The following is a 16,958-nucleotide window of genomic DNA, read 5'->3' as shown; positions in this document are numbered from 1 at the left end:
TCTCCCGGGCTTTTTTTTTATGATCGAGAGCCATGCCTGACGATAAAACGCTCGAATTTTACGCGCGGGAAGCAAGCCATTATGTGCAACACGGCGCTGACGCGCCTGATCCGCATCTGAACGCCTTCATCGCGGCCTTGCCACCGGGCGCGCGGGTTCTTGAACTGGGGTCGGGAAGCGGCCGCGACGCCGCCTTCATGCGCGCCAATGGGCTTGATATCGACCCGACCGACGCCTCCGCGCAATTGGCGGCGGAAGCCACAAAACGGATCGGCCTGCCTGTGCGGTTACTGCGCTTTGACGAACTCGACGCGGTCGCGGCCTATGATGGTGTCTGGGCCTGCGCCAGCCTTCTGCACGCACCAGCAGCCGAATTGACCGCCGACCTCACCCGCATTTTCACCGCCCTCAGACCAGGCGGGCTTTTTGTCGCCAGCTTCAAGGCCGGGACCGGCGAGGGCCGCGACCGCTTCGGTCGCTATTACAATTATCCCGACGCCGCCACGCTGCTGGACCATTATCGCCAGGCCGCGCCCTGGACGTCCCTCGCCCTGCAAAGCGTCGAAGGCTCGGGCTATGACAAAAAGCCTACCGAATGGCTCTGGGTCACCGCGCGCCGCTGAGCCCCTGGCTAGACGGCGCTGCACCGCGACCATTTCAGCGTCGGCAACAACGCTGAAATGGCCTCTATGTGTGTTTTATCGCATGCCCACGCCGGAAGGCCGTTATCCACACTTCCTGAAAGCGGCCTAGCGTGACGCCTCACGCCGCACCACTTCCGGTATCAACCCCTTCGGCGCATAGCGCAGGGCGATGGTGATGACCACGCCGAGCACGAAGACGCGCATTTGCAGAGCCCGGCTGTCGATCTCGGGAATGGAGCCCCAGCCAATGCTGTCGGTGAAGGCGGACAGGTTGAGGAAGATCATCTGCGCCAGCGGATCGGAAATAATCCAGACGATATAGATGAGGAAGGCCCCGAGCAGGACGCCCCAATTGTTGCCGGCGCCGCCGACAATGACCATCACCCAGATCATGAAGGTGTGGTTGATGGGCTGATAGCCGGAGGGGTCGAAAATCTGGGTGAAGGTGGCCAGCATGGCCCCGCCAATGCCCATCAGGATCGAGCCGAAGACGAAGAGTTCGAGCTGCCGCCCGGTGACGTCCTTGCCCATGGAGGCCGCCGAGATGTGATTGTCGCGGATGGCGCGCATCATTCGGCCCCACGGCCCGCCATAGACCCGCTGCACCAGCACGAAGGCGATCGCCAGGATGATGACGGCCAGCGTCAGGAAACCGAGCCTTGCATAGATGAAGCTCTCGGGAATGCTGAAACCGGCGGCTTGCAGGTGCTGCGGCAAGGGGGTGGGCCAGGGCATGGGCGAGACGGTCATGGTGCCGCGCGTCAACCAGTCCATGTTCTTGATCAAGGCCCGCAGGATTTCGGAAATGCCGATCGTGGCAATAGCCAGGTAATCGGTCCTGAGGCCAAGGCTGATCTTGCCGATATAAAAGGCGATCACCGCCGAAACCAGCCCGCCAAAAGCCCAGCCGAGCACGGGATGCAAACCCAGCCCGCCAACAAAGCCGGCAGTGGATTCGATATAGGCGGCGGCCGGATCGATCTGGGTGCGGTAGATGATATAGCCGGCGAACCAGGCAAGGGCCACCAAAGCGGTCTTCCAGCCGCCGCTGATGCCGATGCGGTCGGAGCGGCGGGCCAGCATGACCAGAACAACGCCGACAAGAAAGGCGATCAGCGCCCGGCCCAGCATCATCGGGCCTTCGCTCTGCCAGAAGTCGATATTGACCGGATAGGAGAGAAAGACTGTCGAGGCGCCGCCCACCATGAGGAAACCCATGATGGCGAAATTGAACAGCCCGCCATAACCCCATTGAATATTGAGGCCCAGGGCAATCAGCGCGAAGGCGGTGGCCTGCGTCAGGATCAGAAGAATGGAGGCCGTGCCCTGGACCAGCCCGACCGCCAATATGATGACGAACATGGCAGCGAAAAGCAGCAAGCCTCGACGCAGCGGATTGTCCAGACCGGCCTGAACGGCGGAAGCGGCGCTCATGTCGATGCTCCCTTGAAGATACCAGTGGGTCGCATCAGTAGGGTGACCACGAGGATGACGAAAGCCACGGTGAGCTTATATTCGGTTGGCACCAGCGCCAGATTGGCCGGCAGCGCCATGCCCTCGGGCAGAATGGCATTGAGCGGCCGTAGCACCGCAGTCCAGTTGAACACGGCCAGCGTCTCGGCAAAGGCGATGAGGAAGCCTCCGACAATGGCGCCATAGGCATGGCCGAGCCCACCAACAATGGCGGCGGCAAAGATTGGGAGCACAATGTTGAACGCGAGGTCCGGCATCAGCGCCACATCGAGCGCCAACATGGTGCCGGCGACGCAAGCCAGCGAACCAGCGATGACCCAGGTGACGCGGACGACGAGGGCGGTATTGATGCCCGAAACCTGCGCCAGATCGGCATTGTCGGCCATGGCCCGCATGGCCTTGCCCAGCCGCGAGCGGGTCAGGAACACGTGCAAAAGCACGACGATCAGCGCGGTGACCACGAACATGATCAACTGCGGTTCGGTAATGTTGATGGGGCGCGAGCCTCCCGCCCAACTCATGTCGAAGCGGAAAATATCCTTAGCCTCGCCGGCCACATAGATCGATTTCGTACCCGTACCGAAGATCAGGCGGATAAGGCCCTGGATCATCAGGGTGACGCCGATCGAGGCGATCAAGAGCGTCACCGGCTTGGCGCCGCGCGCCCGGAGCGGCGCATAAAACCCCTTGTCGATCCCCAGCGCCAGCAAGGCAGTGACTATCATGGCGACGGGGAGAACCACGAAGGCCATAGGCAGAGGCAGCACGATTCCCATGGCCGCCAGGGCGGTCGCCAGCATGAAGGCGATGAAGGCGCCCATTGTCATCATGTCGCCATGGGCGAAATGGGCAAAACGCAAAATGCCGAAGATCAGCGTCACGCCAATGGCGCCCAGCGCGTAGATCGAGCCCAGCACCGTGCCGGAGATCAAGACGCGGTTGATGAAGAAAATCAGTTCATCCATTCGCTCAACCTCCCAGGAAGCTCTTGGCGACCTCAGGGTCGGCGATCAGTTCCGGCCCGGTGCCGGTAAAGCGGTTCTGCCCCTGCGCGAGCACGAAGCCCCTGGTGGCGAAGGCCAGCGCCTGGCGCGCATTCTGCTCCACCATCAAAATGCCCACGCCTTCCTGGTTGACGCGCTGGATGGTCTCGAAGATCTCGATGACATAGCGGGGCGACAGGCCCGCAGAGGGCTCGTCCAGCATGAGCAGGCTCGGCCGGCTCATCAGCGCCCGTCCCATGGCCACCATCTGGCGCTGTCCGCCGGACAATTCCCCCGCCGGCTGGCGGCGCTTCTCCAACAGGACCGGGAACATCTCATAGACCCAGGTCATGGTCTCCGAATAATCGTCGCTGCGGGTAAAGGCCCCCATTTCGAGATTTTCTTCGACGCTGAGCGAGGTGAAGACGTTCTTCTCCTGCGGCACGAAGGAGAGGCCCCTGGGCACCAATTTGTCCGGCAGGGAATTGGCGATGTTTTCGCCACCGAATTCGATCGTGCCGCCGGTGACCTTGATCAGGCCGAAAATGGCCTTGAGCGTCGTCGACTTGCCTGCGCCATTGGGGCCGACAATGACACCGATATCGCTTTTCTCGATGGCGAGATTGACGCCATTGAGAATGGGCGCGCCGCCATAGCCGCCGACGACGTGCTTGAGTTCGATCAGCGCCACTTACGCCACCTCTACCGGAGTGCCGAAATAGGCTTCGACGATTGCAGGATTGGCGCGGATGTCGGCCATCGGACCCTCGGCAATCTTTTCGCCCTGCGCCATGACGATGACCGGATCGCAGAGGCGGCCGATCAGGTCCATGTCGTGCTCGATGACGAAGAACGTATAGCCCAGCTCGCTGTTCATGCGCTCGATATTGCTGGCCAGATCGTTGAGCAGCGTCTTGTTGACGCCGGCAGCCACTTCATCGAGCAACACGACCTTGGCATCGACCATCATGGTGCGGCCCAGTTCGAGCAGCTTCTTCTGGCCGCCCGACAGATTGCCGGCCAGTTCGTCGCGCACATGACCCAGCTTGAGAAAATCGATGACGTCGAGCGCCTTCTTGCGCACTTCGGTCTCGCGGGAGCGCACCAGACCCGGCCGGAACCAATTGTCGAACAGATGCTCGCCCGGCTGGTCGCCCGGCACCATCATCAGATTTTCCAGCGCCGTCATCTGAGAAAATTCATGCGCGATCTGGAAGGTGCGCAGCATGCCGATGCGGAACAATTCGTGCGGCTTGAAGCCGGTCACGTCCTTTTCGTCGAAAATGACCGCGCCGCTATCGGGCACGATATTGCCGGCCACCATGTTGAAGAGGGTGGATTTGCCCGCGCCATTGGGTCCGATCAGCCCGGTTATGGAACCGCGCCGCACCGAAAGCGAGCAATTGCGGACGGCCTGCAGGCCGCCAAAGCTTTTTGAGACGTTGCGAACGTCAATAACCAAGTCGGAGGACAAGTTTGATCAGCCCCGGTTCCTCAATGCCATGCGACCCGGTTGGATCCGGGCGATTTTGGGGCATCTGCTCACAACGAGGGCTGATGGTCAACGGATGGATAAAAGCCAGGCCGACAAAACCGCATCGGCCGGGAGGTTTTCTACAGGCCTATAGGGCAGCCAGCACCGCATCGGCGGTGGGACGGTTATGGGCCGAGAGCACATCGTAGAGAGTCGCGAGGCGGGTCAGCGCCTTGACATCGACATCGTGGGGCTGGGCCGTGAGCGGATCGATGAAGAAGATGAGGACGTCCAGCCGTCCTTCACAGATCATCGCGCCCAATTGCTGGTCGCCGCCCAGCGGGCCGCTCTTGAGCAGGTTTACGTCCAGCCCCGTCGCCGCCATCACCCGGCTGCCGGTCGTGCCGGTGCCCCACAATTCGTGCCGGCTGAGCGTTTCGCGATGCGCCTCAGCCCAGCGGCAGAGCTCATCTTTCCTGTCATCATGCGCCACCAGGCCAATCCGCGCCATGCTACCCTCCCTGGGCCATCCCCGGTCCGCGCCGGTCAGAACTCGTCCCAATCCTTGGAAATCGCCGTATTGCCGGACACGCGCAGCGCCGGCGCGCGTTTCGGTGCAGCCTTGACCGTGGGGCGGTGGGCCGGCGCGGGCCGGGCGACGCCGATAGCAGCGCGCGCGGCGTCATGGCCGGTGAAAAACACATCGATGATGCCGTCCAGATCCGCAGCCTGGCTTTCGGTCTGTTCAATGGCGGCATTGGTCTGTTCCACCATTGCCGCATTGTGCTGGGTCATCTGGTCCATCTGCCGCATCGACACACTCACCGCCTCGAGGGCCCTCGACTGGTTGCGGTTCTCTTCGGCGATGGTTTCGATCAGGTTGGCGCTTTCCTCGGCGCCAGCCCGAATGTCCAGCAGCGCTTCGGCGGCCTGACCCACCAATTGGCTGCCATGACGCACTTCCCCGGCGCTGGTTTCGATCAGCGCCTTGACTTCCGAGGAGGCATTAGCGGCGCTCTGCGCCAGCCGCCGCACTTCTACCGCCACGACGGCAAAGCCCTTGCCTGCTTCCCCGGCCCGCGCTGCTTCCACCGACGCATTGAGGGCGAGCAGATTGGTCTGGAAGGCAATATCGTCGATCAGCCCGATAATGTTGGAAATCTTGGCCGACGAGGTTTCGATGGCGTTCATGGCCTCATTGGCCTGTTTCATCGCCTCGCCGCCATTGGTGGCATTGGCGGCCACGGCCTGGGCCTTGTCATTGGCCGTCGTCGCGCGTCTTGCATTGTCGACCACGGCAGCGGCCAATTGCTCGATGGAGGCGGTGGTTTCCTCAATGGTCGCCGCCTGCCGCGTCGTGCGATCCGCCAGGTCGTTGGCGCCGTCGAGGATTTCCCCGGTGGTGGTCTTGAGCGTCCGCGACGTCTGTTTGAGCTGCCCCACAATATCGGCCAGCCGCTCCGCCACGGCATTGGTATCGGCCTTGATCTGATCGAATTCGGGATCGAGCTCCTCGCTCACCCGGCTGGTGAGATCGCCGGCGGCCACATCGCGCAGCACCGCGCCGGTCGCCACCACCGCCCTGGAAATCTTGGCGCGCGACGCCTCCTCGAGCGCCCGCGCATCGGCACTGATCTTGTCGAAATAAGCGCTGACCCCGATATCGATGTCGAGCATGATCGCCTTGAGCAGGATGACCAGCGTCTCGGCCATGGCGTCGGCATCGGCCAATACCGCCTCACCGCTGCGCGGCACGCTGCGCCCGAAGCGGGATTTCTCCGGCTTGGTCGCCGCCGCCATCATGTCGTGAACGACACCCTTGACCAGGGTTTCCATGATCAGGCCATAGCCCCCGATATGCCAGCGCGGCTCGAGTCCAATCAGCGCGTGACGCAGACCGATCTTGCTGGAGGAATCGAGATATTCGGCATCGAGCCTTCCGCTGGCAATGGCGGCCCAATGACCACTCTGCTTGCCCTGTACGCGGCCCATATGCCCCCTGCCCTCGAAAAAGCGAGCCACCTCCGGCACGTCGGCCAATAGCCCGTAAAACCGTTCCAGCGCCGGCTCGAGGCGGGCTTCGACCATCGCCCTGGTCTCAGCCAGCCGGGCGCGTGCCGCATCATCCAGCCCGAGGAAATCAAGCCGTGTCTGCAACTGATCGGGGATAGGCGAGGACATAAAACTAAGGCCTTTCAGGCATTTGGTTGTCCTTCCCGACTATCCGTTTATGATTAAATCTCCGTATATGGCGTAACCCTGACAAATGAAATCGCATGCGACAATAGTAGGGCTCATGCCGGGGAGCAGGCAGCGCAGCCTTGGGGATGCGCTGGCCCTGTCACCTGTCATGCCGGTGCTTTCGCATCCTCATCTCAATAATCGGTGAGCTTGCGGTCGGGATCATAAGGCTGGTCGGCCACGGTCCGGACGACCGCCTGGCCGCAGCGCATCTTCTTGCTCACCGCGTCGTAGCCATAGCTAGGCCCGCCATGCAATTGCCAGCCCTCCGAAAGCGCCTTGGTGACCTTGTGACAGAAGGCGCTGTCGTCCTCGCCGGTCAGAAATCGGTAAATCTGCATCGCTCATCCCCATGCGAAATTGTATATGCGGGTCATTGATTCTCCCGCGTCATATCGCTAATCGAAATTCCATGCACAGCTTTCCTCAGCATCTGCTTGACGGCTACGCCTCCTTCATGTCCGGGCGCTATGTGCGCGAACGTGATCGCTATCGCGACCTGGCCGCCGCCGGACAAAAACCTTCCACCCTTATGATTGCCTGCTGCGACAGCCGCGCGGCACCCGAAATGATCTTCGATTCGGGCCCCGGCGAAGTCTTCGTCTTGCGCAATGTCGCCAACCTGGTGCCACCTTACCAGCCCGATGGCGGCCAGCACGGCACATCGGCGGCGATCGAATTTGCGGTCAAGGCGCTCAACATCGCCAATATCGTGGTCATGGGCCATGGCCGGTGCGGTGGCATTCACGCCGCACTCAATCCTCATAAAGTGCCGCTCGACGATGGCGACTTCATCGGCAAATGGCTGACCATGCTGGGCGACCTGCCCGGCCAGGTCGACAAGAACGGCCTGATGACCCCGACCGAGCGGCAGACCGCCATGGAGCGCATCTCCATCCGCAATTCGATCCACAACCTGCGCACCTTTCCCTATGTCGCCAAGCTCGAAGCCGACGGAAAGCTGGCTCTGCATGGCGCCTGGTTCGACATTTCGGGTGGAGAACTTTGGGTAATGGCCGAAAGCGGCGATTTCATCCGGCCCGATATTGGTTGACCACTGCCCAATTCGCTGATGACGAGCCGCCCCCGAGGCGGCTTTTCTTTTGCCCGCCAAGACGACACGATCTCTTCACAAATCTGCACTGTCCCTGCCGCAATCGTGAACACTTGTTCATCCGGCAGTCTTTTCCAGGCCGGCCGTTCATTGCGATCACGACTTCGGGAACCCCGAAATTCGGGCGCTCTACCCTGCCCGGAAATGGCCCCAAGATTTGTCCTTCGCCGCCCGGATCGAGGCCCGGCGGGGCCACAATGGGCGACGAATCTTCTCCTCGCCTTTCGCCGCAGCGTGAATGGCCGGTGCCGGTTCCGGCGCCGCTCCTTTCAAGTCAACATGGAGCATTCCCATGAAGAAGATCATCCTGACCTCCATCTTCGCCCTCGGCCTTTCCGGCGCCGCCATGGCCCAGGCTGCCACCGATTTCGTGGCAGTGGACACCGATGCCAATGGCGGCGTGTCCTATGCAGAAGCCGTGATCGCCTGGCCCGATCTGACCGAAGAAGCCTTTGCCGCTGCCGACCTCGATGGCAATGGTGAACTCTCGGCCGAGGAATATGAAGCCCTGACCACCGCGGCGACACCGGCCCAGTAAGCCCGCCTGCCCCGCCACATCCGGGGCACGACAGCCGGCCACCCCGCACTCCGGGGTGGCCGCGGCTGCAAATGGACTATCTTTCCCCACCCAAAGGAGATTTGACATGCGCAGGATCGTCCTGACGCTGGCCGCCCTCACGCTGGGCGCGATGCCCGCTTTGGCCCAGACCCCACTCACCTTCGCCCAGGTCGACAGCGACGCCAATGGCGAACTGTCATATGAGGAATTGCGCGCCGTCTGGACCGATTTCACCGAGGATGAATTTGTCGCCGCAGACCTCGACGCCAGCGGCGGCCTGAGCCCCGACGAGCTCAATGCCCTGCAAAAGTCGGCGCTGCCGGCGCCGGGCGGCGAATAGGCTCCGCCCCTAGTCGAGCCGGATCGCCGGCTCGCTCTTTTTCGCCCGCATGAGCGTCACCACCAGACCCGCGATCACCAGCACAGCCCCGGCGACTTCAATGGGCGTGATCATTTCCCCTAGCACCAGATAGCCCGAGGCCAGACCGGTAATGGGCACGAGCAGGGTAAAGGGCGCCACCACCGACGCCGGGTGCTTGCTCAGCAGCCAGCTCCAGATTGCGCCGCCCAGAAGCGTCGAGGGATAGGCCAGAAAAGCGATAAGCCCGGCATCGGACCAGGAGAAATGGCGCAGCGCCTCCGCAATGGCGGGCCAGCCTTCTGTCAAAACAGACAGCAAAAACAACGGCACCGGCGCGGCCAGCGCCCCCCAGACGGTAAAGGCCAGGGCATTGATTTCGCCCGCCTTTTTGGTCAGCACATTGGCCAGCCCCCAGCTCAGTGCCGCCAGCAGGGTCAGCGATAGGGGCAGGAGCCCGGCGCCGGAGAGGCGCTCGCCGGCAATGACCGCAATGCCGGCAAAAGCCACCAGCGCGCCCAAAACCTGAAACCGGCTCGGGCGTTCTCCCAACAGCACAAAAGCCATCAGCATGGTGAAGAAAGCCTGGGTCTGCAGCACGATCGAGGACAGGCCCGCCGGCATGCCCCAGGCGATGGAAAGATTAAGGAAGGCGTAGAGCGCAAACCCGAAACAGAGGCCGAACCCCAGAACGATCCAGAACGAGGTCTTGGGCGGACGCACAAAAAGCACGGCCGGACAGGCAGCGGCGGCGAACCGCAGGGCTGCGGCCAGAACGGGCGGCAATGCCTCGACGCTTAATTTGATGACGACGAAATTGAAGCCCCAGATGGCGACGACCAGAAGGGCGAGCAATACGTGGCGAAGCGGCATCAGCCGCTCCTTTCAAAATGAACGAGACAAACAAATCGGCGGCCCCGAAGGGCCGCCGCGCCATGTCTATCAGGCTGCCTTGCGGCTTTCAAAACCCTTTTGGATCAAGGTTTCGGCGATCTGAATCGTATTGAGCGCCGCGCCCTTGCGCAGATTGTCCGACACCACCCACATGGCCAGCCCGTTCTCGACAGTGACGTCTTCGCGGATGCGGGACACATAGGTAGCATATTCACCCACCGTCTCGACCGGAGTGGCGTAGCCGCCGGCCTCGCGCTTGTCGAGCACGGCAATGCCATCGGCCTCGCGCAGCGCCTCGCGCGCCTCATCGGCGGTGATGGGGTTTTCGAATTCGATATTGACCGCCTCGGAATGGCCGACAAAGACCGGCACCCGCACCGCCGTGCAGGTTACCTTGATCTTGGGATCGAGGATCTTCTTGGTCTCGGCCAGCACCTTCCACTCTTCCTTGGTGTAGCCGTCTTCCATGAAGCTATCGATGTGGGGAATGACGTTGAAGGCAATCTGCTTGGTGAATTTCTGCGGGGTGGGGCTGTCATTGACGAAAATGCCCTTGGTCTGATTCCACAGCTCGTCCACGCCTTCCTTGCCGGCGCCGGACACCGATTGATAGGTCGAGACCACGACGCGCTTGATCTTGGCGGCATCGTGCAATGGCTTCAGCGCCACCACCAGCTGGGCGGTGGAGCAATTCGGATTGGCGATGATATTGGTGCGCTTGGGATCGGCGAGCCAACGGTCGAGCACATCTCCGTTCACTTCCGGCACGATCAGCGGCACATCCGAGTGATAGCGCCAATAGGAGGAATTATCGATGACGATGGCCCCGGCGGCAGCGATCCTGGTCGCCCATTCCTTGGAGATGGAGCCGCCCGCCGACATGATGGCGAAATCGACGGTGGAAAAATCGAAATGCTGCAGATCCCGCGTCTTCAGCACTTTGTCGCCATAGGACAATTCCTTGCCGATCGAACGGGACGAGGCCAGAGCAATGACCTCATCGGCCGGAAACTTGCGTTCGGCCATGATATTGAGAACCTCGCGACCCACATTGCCTGTGGCCCCGACGACAGCGACGCGATAACCCATTTTGGAACTCCGGTCCCTTACCATTTTCCACCCCCGCGCGATGAAGACCATCGCGGTCGCTTGCTTTGAGCCTCTCCCCGGCGGGAGGAGGACCCGGGGAAAAGCGTCAGGCGGTTTTGGTGGTTTTAGTCATGAGCGCAGCGCCCCCGGCGAGTGGCCGGGTCGAGGCGGAAACGGCGATGGAGCCGGTGCGATTCATGACGAACAATGCTTCCTATGACAGAGCAGGACTTCTCATACTCTCAAATAGGAAAGAGTCAATGCGCTTGCTCCGCTTCAGGGAGAGCGATAGGCCTGCGGCAACCAAGAGGATAATCCATGCCCGATTTTGACGTGATCATTCTAGGCGCCGGCGCCGCGGGCATGATGGCCGGCATCGAGGCGGCGCGGCGCGGCCGCCGGGTGCTGGTGGTCGATCACGCCCGCGATCCGGGCGAGAAAATCCGTATTTCGGGCGGTGGGCGCTGCAATTTCACCAATATCAACGCCACTCATACGATCGGGCGCGACCGCTTTCTCAGCAGCAATCCGCGCTTTGCCCTCTCGGCCCTGTCGCGCTTCACCCCGCAAATGTTCATCGAGCGGGTGAGAAAGAACGGCATCGCCTTTCACGAAAAGACGCTGGGGCAATTGTTCTGCGATGGCCCGGCCACCCAGATCGTGGCCATGCTGATCAACGAACTGCGCCAGGCCGGGGCCGCGATCTGGACCGGCCGCACCATTGGCAGCATCGAGCGGACCGAGGAGGGTTTCGACGTCATGGTCGGCGACGGACGGGTCACCGCCACCAGTCTCATCGTCGCCACGGGCGGCAAGTCCATTCCCAAAATGGGCGCCACCGGCCTTGCCTATGACATTGCCCGCCAGTTCGGCCTCAAGGTCACCGACACCCGCCCGGCTCTGGTGCCGCTAATGTTCGAGCCTGGGGCGCTGGAAAAGCTCAAGCCCCTGGCCGGCGTCTCCACCAATGCCATTATCAGCCATGGCAAGACCGCATTCGAGGAAGCGCTGCTCTTTACCCATCGCGGCCTTTCCGGCCCGGCCATCCTGCAAATCTCGTCCTATTGGCGCGAGGGCAATGCCATCGCCGTCGATCTCTTGCCCCATGAGGATGCCATGGACCTGCTCCGCGCCGCCCGCCAGGCCAGCCCCAAGCTCCATATCCAGACGATCCTTGCCGAAAAGTTGCCCAAGCGGCTGGCCCAGCTCATGGGCGAGATCATCGATCAGCCCGGCATGATCGGCGACCTCTCCGACAAGAAGCTCCAGGCCGCCGCCGATATCGTCAAGCGCTGGAGCCTCAAGCCGGTGGGCTCGGAAGGCTATCGCACCGCCGAGGTGACGCTGGGCGGCATCGACACCAGGGGGCTCGACGCCAAGACCATGATGGCGCGCGACGTACCGAACCTGTTCTTTGTCGGGGAAGCGGTGGACGTCACCGGCTGGCTCGGCGGCTATAATTTCCAATGGGCCTGGGCCTCGGGCTGGGCAGCCGGGCAAATAGCCTAGATCATTTCAGCGTTTAGTAGAAACGTTGAAATGGTCTAAGTGTTTGTTTTATCGCGTTTCCGAACCGGAAAACCGGTATCCACTTTTCCTGGAAACGCTCTAGAATTTCCAGCCCAGCCGCAGGCCGAAATTGGACAGACCATCATTGGCGGCGCACCAGCCATTATTGGAGGTGTGCTCATAGGTCAGCGTGGCGGTGGCATTCTCGCTCAGATGCGCCCCGACGCCCCAGCGCTCATAGAAATTGACGCGGCAGCCGAAATTCTTGGCGCCGGGCGCCGCGCCGGTCAAGGCGCCATCGTGAATGGCCGCACCCAGACCCGCTTCGAGATAGAACGGGGTGTCGAAGACCGGCAATTGCCAGGTCAGATTGGCATGAACCAGGCTGTCGCGGCCGGCAAAATTGATGGTGGCGCCGATTTCGGGCCGCGGCGCGCCGATCCAGCGAAAGGCATCGAGGTCCGGCGAAGTGAAGAGCACGTCAAAGCTCACATCCTCAACGCGGCTCGTATCCCATTGATTGACGAGGAACGGCAGGGCGGCGTGATGGACGTCATGGGCGTGAAGCCCGAACCGCAATTCATCCACCACACCGGCGAGCGGCCGCGGATCCAGCAGATCCTGCGCCTGGGCCGGAACAAACCCGACACCGAACGCCCAAAATACCGCAACCAGCCTGTTCATCGCCGCAACTCCATAATGGCGCGCATAGGGCCATCGGTGGCCTCTCCTGTCAACGCGATCCGGCAAAAATTCGCGCCGCCTCTTGATCTTGCGGCCTATTATCGTGATCTAACGATAAAGTAGGTTCTACCGGAAAGCCCCACCATGCCCGCACCTTTCGCCTTGTCCCTGCAGGACCTCGCCCCCATCGCCGAGGGCGTTTCAACGCAAGAGGCCATGGCGGAAACCGTGCTCCTGGCGCAAAAAGCCGATGCCCTGGGCTATAACCGGCTCTGGTATGCCGAACATCACGGCATGCCCTCAATCGCCTCCTCGGTTCCCGAAATTCTCATCGGCAGCGCCGCCGCGGCAACCCGGGGCATCCGCGTCGGCTCGGGCGGCGTCATGCTGCTCAACCATGCGCCCTTGCGCATTGCCGAAGCCTATCGCACGCTCGAAGCGCTCTATCCGGGCCGCATCGACCTAGGCATTGGCCGCGCGCCGGGCGGCGATGGCTATGCCATGCGCGCGCTGCGCAGCGGCGGCGGCGAGGACTTTTCCGCCTATCTGGCCGAACTCATGGCCTTCGACGAGGATTCCTTTCCGCCCGACCATCCGTTTTCGCGCGTTCCGGTTTCGCCCGGTGGGGTCTCCCTGCCGCCCAAATGGCTGCTCGGCTCGTCGGGAGCCAGCGCTTCGGCGGCGGGCCAATTGGGTTTCGGCTATGCCTTTGCCGCCCATTTCAGCCATACCCCGGCCGCGCCTGCCTTTGCCGCCTATCGCGACGCCTTCCGGCCCTCGCATGATTTTCCCGAGCCGCGCACCATTTTGTGCCTCTCGGTCATCTGTGCGCCCAGCGCGGAGGAGGCGAAATATCTATCAATCTCCCAATCGGTGAACTGGGCCCGTTTCGTGACCGGCGAGCAGCGGCAGCTAACCTCGCCGGAAAAAGCGCTCGAACATCGCCTCACCCCCGCCCAGCAGCAGGTTATCGATCAGCAATCGAGCCTGTGGATGGTTGGCGATCCGACGCAGATGGCGGAAGCCATTGCGCACAAGGCACACGAGGCCGGGGCCGACGAGGTCATGATCACCACCACCATCCATTCCTATGCCTTGCGCCGCCGCTCCTACCAATTATTGGCCGAAGCGCTGGGCATTGCGCCGCGCGCGGCGACGGACCAATAGCCTCGACGCGGGTTTTGGCGCTCAATTCATCGTTTGACGCGATACCAGATCGCAATGCCCGCCGGGCTCGACGCGCAGCGCCAATTGCTGGCGGTCCAGCTCGGCCAGCCACGCCGCCCAGGAACAGGGGCTCATGCCGGTATCCTCATGGCCCTCATCATGCTGAGAGAACCGCAAGGTTAGCTCGGAATGCTCCGCGCCGAACCGGTCGCGGATGCGGGCGATGGCGGGCATGCCCTTGCGGTCATGCACCCAGTTCTGAATGTCCCGATGCCGGGTCAGCACATGCGCTTGGCTCATTCTGGCCTCCTCGCTTCAATACGTCGCGGACCGCCATGCCGCACATTTCGGCCCATTGCTGTGGCAAAACGAATGGGCGTGGCCCGCAGTTCCCCCAAGTCCTCAATTGTCCAGCCAGGCGGTCACCAGCCTGAATTCATCCATTTCCGCAGGCGAAAAATAATAGAGCCGGTCAGGCGGCGTTTCCAAGGCATGCAGCCACAGCGCCGGATCGACCCCCGACAGCGCCAGGTGCCGGGTGATCCGCGCCGTCACTTCCTGCGCATCGGCCATGGCCACTCCAGCCACAGTGAGAGCATCGATCAGCGTGGCGCTGAGCGCTGCCGCATAGATCTGGTGCACCCCGATCGCAGCATCGCGTCCGGCCTGCCGCTCGGCTCCCGCCGCGAAGATCACCGGGCAGGACGAGGCGCAAAGGCCACCGCTCGCCACCCGCGTCGTCATGGCCTTGTCCCGGATCAATGCCCCAATAAGTAGGGCATCTTCCACCGAACCGCCGGGGGAATCGAGCAATACCGTCTCGACATATTCGCCCCGCGCCGCGATCTCTTCGGCAAAACGCGCGGCGCTGCCCGGATCGACGGTGCCGGTGAGGCTGAGCACCCCGCCCGAGCCCAGAGCAATGACCAGCGGCGCTTCGAGCAGCGCCGGACTGGTGGTGACCGCGGGGCGTTTCTGCCCGTCCTCGTCAGGAGAATTGGCGGGCGGCAGGACGGGCTGCGGCCGGTACGTCAGCGCTTCGGGCGCATTTGCAGTGAGCGCGCGGAAATCGATGAGCAGCACGCCAAGCGTGCCCAGAAGCAGCGCAAAAAAGGCCGCGCGCAGGATCGATCCGTCATCGATGCGCATCAATCGCGCCGCCAGCGCCGCCAGCATTGGCCGCTCCTTGCCATCGATGCGCGCATTGGCCTCGCTTTTCATGCCGGACGCGGACCTTCGCCCCGTTTGCGCGGCGCCGAAGCGATCGGGGTAACAGTGGCATCGTCATCCGGACGCGGCTTGTCGACGCCATCGGGCGGGATTGCTTCCCGCTCCGTGAAATGTGGCGCCAGCGCCGCGGCGGCTTCGGAAGCGCCTTCGGCCCCCATGCGCCTATAAAGGGCCATGACCCGCAGCATCTCGGCGGCGGTAATGGTCTCCGCCTCCTGGAGGGTCTCGGCCTCGCGCCGCATCGCATCATTGACCACCATCAGCGTCAGCACCAGAACCACGGGCAAGAGGTCGATGGAAATGGCGCCGGCCCAGGAGGGGATGAAATCGGACCAATAGCGGATCACCGCCTCGGCGGAGGAAAGCGGCACGAAGCGGCGTTGTTCCACCACCGGCTGAGCGAGGATTTCATCGGCGGCGCCCGACAAAGCCGCTGATTGCGCCGCCACCGAAGCGCGCACCGTTTCCATGACCTGATCCTGCCGATTGGCGAGGTCGGCGGAGCGGCCATCGGCGATCGGGGCGATGAAACCGGCGGAAAGATCGGCGGCGGCCCGTTTGACCGAAGCCGCCACATCGGTCTGCTGCAAGGCGGCGATGATCGCAGAAAGCTGCACCGCCTCGGCCTGAAAGGCATCGGCGCGCGGCGTGATGTCGCCCGGAGTCGAGACCAGTTCGCGCATCGTGGCCAGCCGCGCCGAGCCGTTCTCGAAAAGGGTGGCGACGTCCGCGCGCGAACCGCTGATCGTGGCGCCGAGCTGGTTCATCTGCGTGCTCATCTGGCTGAGCAATTGCACGACACTCCCCGAACCCTGCGTGCCGGTCAGCGCCCCGCTGTCCCGCTCGTCCTGCGCCAGGGCGGAAAAGCGGGCGGCGGCGCGCTCGACATCGGGCAACAGGCTCTGGCTGGCCAAAGCCCGGGCATGGGCATTGTCGAGATCCTCGGCATAGCCTTGCAGCGTCACCGCCATATGCTGCTCAAGCGCCGCCGAACCGGCCAGCGCCGCGGCGTTGAGCCAGGACGACATGGCGATGATCATGCAGCAGCCCACCGCCATGGTGACGAAGAGGCCAAGCCGCTGCACCCCGCCGACCACCAGCGGAATGAAGCGCATCATGTAGGTCCAGAAGGCATAGATGGCGACCGAGACGGCCACCGAATAGATGATGGCGGCAAAAAAGACGAAACTCGCCGAGCCGTCGAGCAGGCCGCGCACGCCCAGATAGGTATAGACGCCCGAGGCCAAGGCAAGAACGGCGAGCGCGAAGCGGCTCATGGTTTCGACGGAGCGCACGGTTTCGTGCAGGCGGAAGGCATTCGGCTTGAGCTGCATGTTCTGGCCCCGGAGCTTGCCGGCCCCTCGGGCCGTTAACGCGAAATTAACACGGTCAAGCCGGCAAGATATGGGCAGATTTAAGCAGGGTTAATCCGGAGCGCTGATTTATCCGTGATACCGGCCTCCCCACCACCGCATCGCGCTGTTCTGACTCGATCCCACAGGCAACAACAAATTCCGGGCGGTGTCCCCGCCCAAATTC

General features: G+C 62.6%; 19 protein-coding genes. 6 read left to right on the top strand and 13 right to left on the bottom strand.

The window, feature by feature from the left end:
* Positions 1 to 32 precede the first annotated feature (32 nt).
* The gene (locus H0482_RS06590) at positions 33 to 623 is read left to right on the top strand and encodes a class I SAM-dependent methyltransferase (RefSeq protein ID WP_193729261.1); all 591 of its coding nucleotides are present in this window, start codon (positions 33 to 35) and stop codon (positions 621 to 623) included.
* A 126-nt stretch (positions 624 to 749) separates the two neighbouring features.
* On the opposite strand, the gene H0482_RS06585 is transcribed toward H0482_RS06590, so the two are convergent.
* From H0482_RS06585 to H0482_RS06555, 7 genes are all read right to left on the bottom strand, one after another.
* Complete coding sequence (locus tag H0482_RS06585; RefSeq protein WP_193729260.1) at positions 750 to 2,078, bottom strand: branched-chain amino acid ABC transporter permease; 1,329 nt, start codon at positions 2,076 to 2,078, stop codon at positions 750 to 752.
* Complete coding sequence (locus tag H0482_RS06580) at positions 2,075 to 3,082, bottom strand: branched-chain amino acid ABC transporter permease (protein WP_193729259.1); 1,008 nt, start codon at positions 3,080 to 3,082, stop codon at positions 2,075 to 2,077. Before H0482_RS06580 ends, H0482_RS06585 begins: the two co-directional genes overlap by 4 nt.
* Positions 3,083 to 3,086: 4 nt before the next feature.
* A complete protein-coding gene (locus tag H0482_RS06575; protein WP_193729258.1) occupies positions 3,087 to 3,791 on the bottom strand; it encodes an ABC transporter ATP-binding protein in 705 nt (234 codons plus the stop codon).
* The gene (locus tag H0482_RS06570) at positions 3,792 to 4,562 is read right to left on the bottom strand and encodes an ABC transporter ATP-binding protein (protein ID WP_230989496.1); all 771 of its coding nucleotides are present in this window, start codon (positions 4,560 to 4,562) and stop codon (positions 3,792 to 3,794) included.
* A gap of 160 nt (positions 4,563 to 4,722) precedes the next feature.
* Positions 4,723 to 5,085 carry a methylglyoxal synthase gene (locus H0482_RS06565; RefSeq protein WP_193729256.1) on the bottom strand — a complete coding sequence of 121 codons (363 nt, stop codon included), beginning with the start codon at positions 5,083 to 5,085 and terminating at the stop codon, positions 4,723 to 4,725.
* 35 nt (positions 5,086 to 5,120) lie between these two features.
* The gene (locus H0482_RS06560; RefSeq protein ID WP_230989495.1) at positions 5,121 to 6,755 is read right to left on the bottom strand and encodes a methyl-accepting chemotaxis protein; all 1,635 of its coding nucleotides are present in this window, start codon (positions 6,753 to 6,755) and stop codon (positions 5,121 to 5,123) included.
* 194 nt (positions 6,756 to 6,949) lie between these two features.
* A complete protein-coding gene (locus H0482_RS06555) occupies positions 6,950 to 7,156 on the bottom strand; it encodes a DUF1737 domain-containing protein (protein ID WP_193729255.1) in 207 nt (68 codons plus the stop codon).
* Positions 7,157 to 7,227: 71 nt separating this feature from the next.
* On the opposite strand from H0482_RS06555, the gene H0482_RS06550 reads away from it, so the two are divergent.
* The 3 genes from H0482_RS06550 (at position 7,228) to H0482_RS06540 (ending at position 8,828) form a co-directional block, all read left to right on the top strand.
* The gene (locus H0482_RS06550) at positions 7,228 to 7,869 is read left to right on the top strand and encodes a carbonic anhydrase (RefSeq protein WP_193729254.1); all 642 of its coding nucleotides are present in this window, start codon (positions 7,228 to 7,230) and stop codon (positions 7,867 to 7,869) included.
* 352 nt (positions 7,870 to 8,221) lie between these two features.
* Positions 8,222 to 8,467, top strand: a complete 246-nt coding sequence (locus H0482_RS06545; protein WP_193729253.1) for an EF-hand domain-containing protein — start codon at positions 8,222 to 8,224, stop codon at positions 8,465 to 8,467.
* 106 nt (positions 8,468 to 8,573) lie between these two features.
* Positions 8,574 to 8,828, top strand: a complete 255-nt coding sequence (locus H0482_RS06540; RefSeq protein WP_193729252.1) for an EF-hand domain-containing protein — start codon at positions 8,574 to 8,576, stop codon at positions 8,826 to 8,828.
* 9 nt (positions 8,829 to 8,837) lie between these two features.
* Here H0482_RS06540 and H0482_RS06535 read toward each other — a convergent pair whose 3' ends face one another.
* Positions 8,838 to 9,719 (bottom strand): EamA family transporter, encoded by an 882-nt coding sequence (locus tag H0482_RS06535; protein ID WP_193729251.1) that lies wholly within the window; start codon positions 9,717 to 9,719, stop codon positions 8,838 to 8,840.
* Between the two features lie 69 nt (positions 9,720 to 9,788).
* On the bottom strand, positions 9,789 to 10,829 hold the full coding sequence (locus tag H0482_RS06530) for an aspartate-semialdehyde dehydrogenase (protein WP_193729250.1): 1,041 nt from the start codon (positions 10,827 to 10,829) through the stop codon (positions 9,789 to 9,791).
* A gap of 318 nt (positions 10,830 to 11,147) precedes the next feature.
* On the opposite strand from H0482_RS06530, the gene H0482_RS06525 reads away from it, so the two are divergent.
* Positions 11,148 to 12,338, top strand: coding sequence for a BaiN/RdsA family NAD(P)/FAD-dependent oxidoreductase (locus H0482_RS06525; RefSeq protein ID WP_193729249.1), 1,191 nt, complete (start codon positions 11,148 to 11,150; stop codon positions 12,336 to 12,338).
* Positions 12,339 to 12,437: 99 nt separating this feature from the next.
* On the opposite strand, the gene H0482_RS06520 is transcribed toward H0482_RS06525, so the two are convergent.
* Positions 12,438 to 13,022, bottom strand: coding sequence for an acyloxyacyl hydrolase (locus H0482_RS06520; RefSeq protein WP_193729248.1), 585 nt, complete (start codon positions 13,020 to 13,022; stop codon positions 12,438 to 12,440).
* 144 nt (positions 13,023 to 13,166) lie between these two features.
* On the opposite strand from H0482_RS06520, the gene H0482_RS06515 reads away from it, so the two are divergent.
* On the top strand, positions 13,167 to 14,189 hold the full coding sequence (locus tag H0482_RS06515) for an LLM class flavin-dependent oxidoreductase (protein ID WP_193729247.1): 1,023 nt from the start codon (positions 13,167 to 13,169) through the stop codon (positions 14,187 to 14,189).
* A gap of 21 nt (positions 14,190 to 14,210) precedes the next feature.
* Here H0482_RS06515 and H0482_RS06510 read toward each other — a convergent pair whose 3' ends face one another.
* The 3 genes from H0482_RS06510 to H0482_RS06500 all read right to left on the bottom strand — a co-directional run bounded on the left by H0482_RS06510 (position 14,211) and on the right by H0482_RS06500 (position 16,753).
* On the bottom strand, positions 14,211 to 14,489 hold the full coding sequence (locus tag H0482_RS06510) for a hypothetical protein (protein ID WP_193729246.1): 279 nt from the start codon (positions 14,487 to 14,489) through the stop codon (positions 14,211 to 14,213).
* Positions 14,490 to 14,591: 102 nt separating this feature from the next.
* On the bottom strand, positions 14,592 to 15,410 hold the full coding sequence (locus tag H0482_RS06505) for a COG3904 family protein (RefSeq protein ID WP_407925697.1): 819 nt from the start codon (positions 15,408 to 15,410) through the stop codon (positions 14,592 to 14,594).
* The gene (locus H0482_RS06500) at positions 15,407 to 16,753 is read right to left on the bottom strand and encodes a hypothetical protein (protein WP_193729245.1); all 1,347 of its coding nucleotides are present in this window, start codon (positions 16,751 to 16,753) and stop codon (positions 15,407 to 15,409) included. The genes H0482_RS06505 and H0482_RS06500 overlap by 4 nt, the downstream gene beginning before the upstream one ends.
* Positions 16,754 to 16,958: the final 205 nt, after the last annotated feature.

Origin of the sequence: Devosia faecipullorum, assembly GCF_015158295.1 — a bacterium.
Classification (GTDB): Bacteria; Pseudomonadota; Alphaproteobacteria; order Rhizobiales; family Devosiaceae; genus Devosia; species Devosia faecipullorum.
Note: the sequence above shows the minus strand (reverse complement) of the source record. Positions and strands in the feature narration are given on the sequence as shown.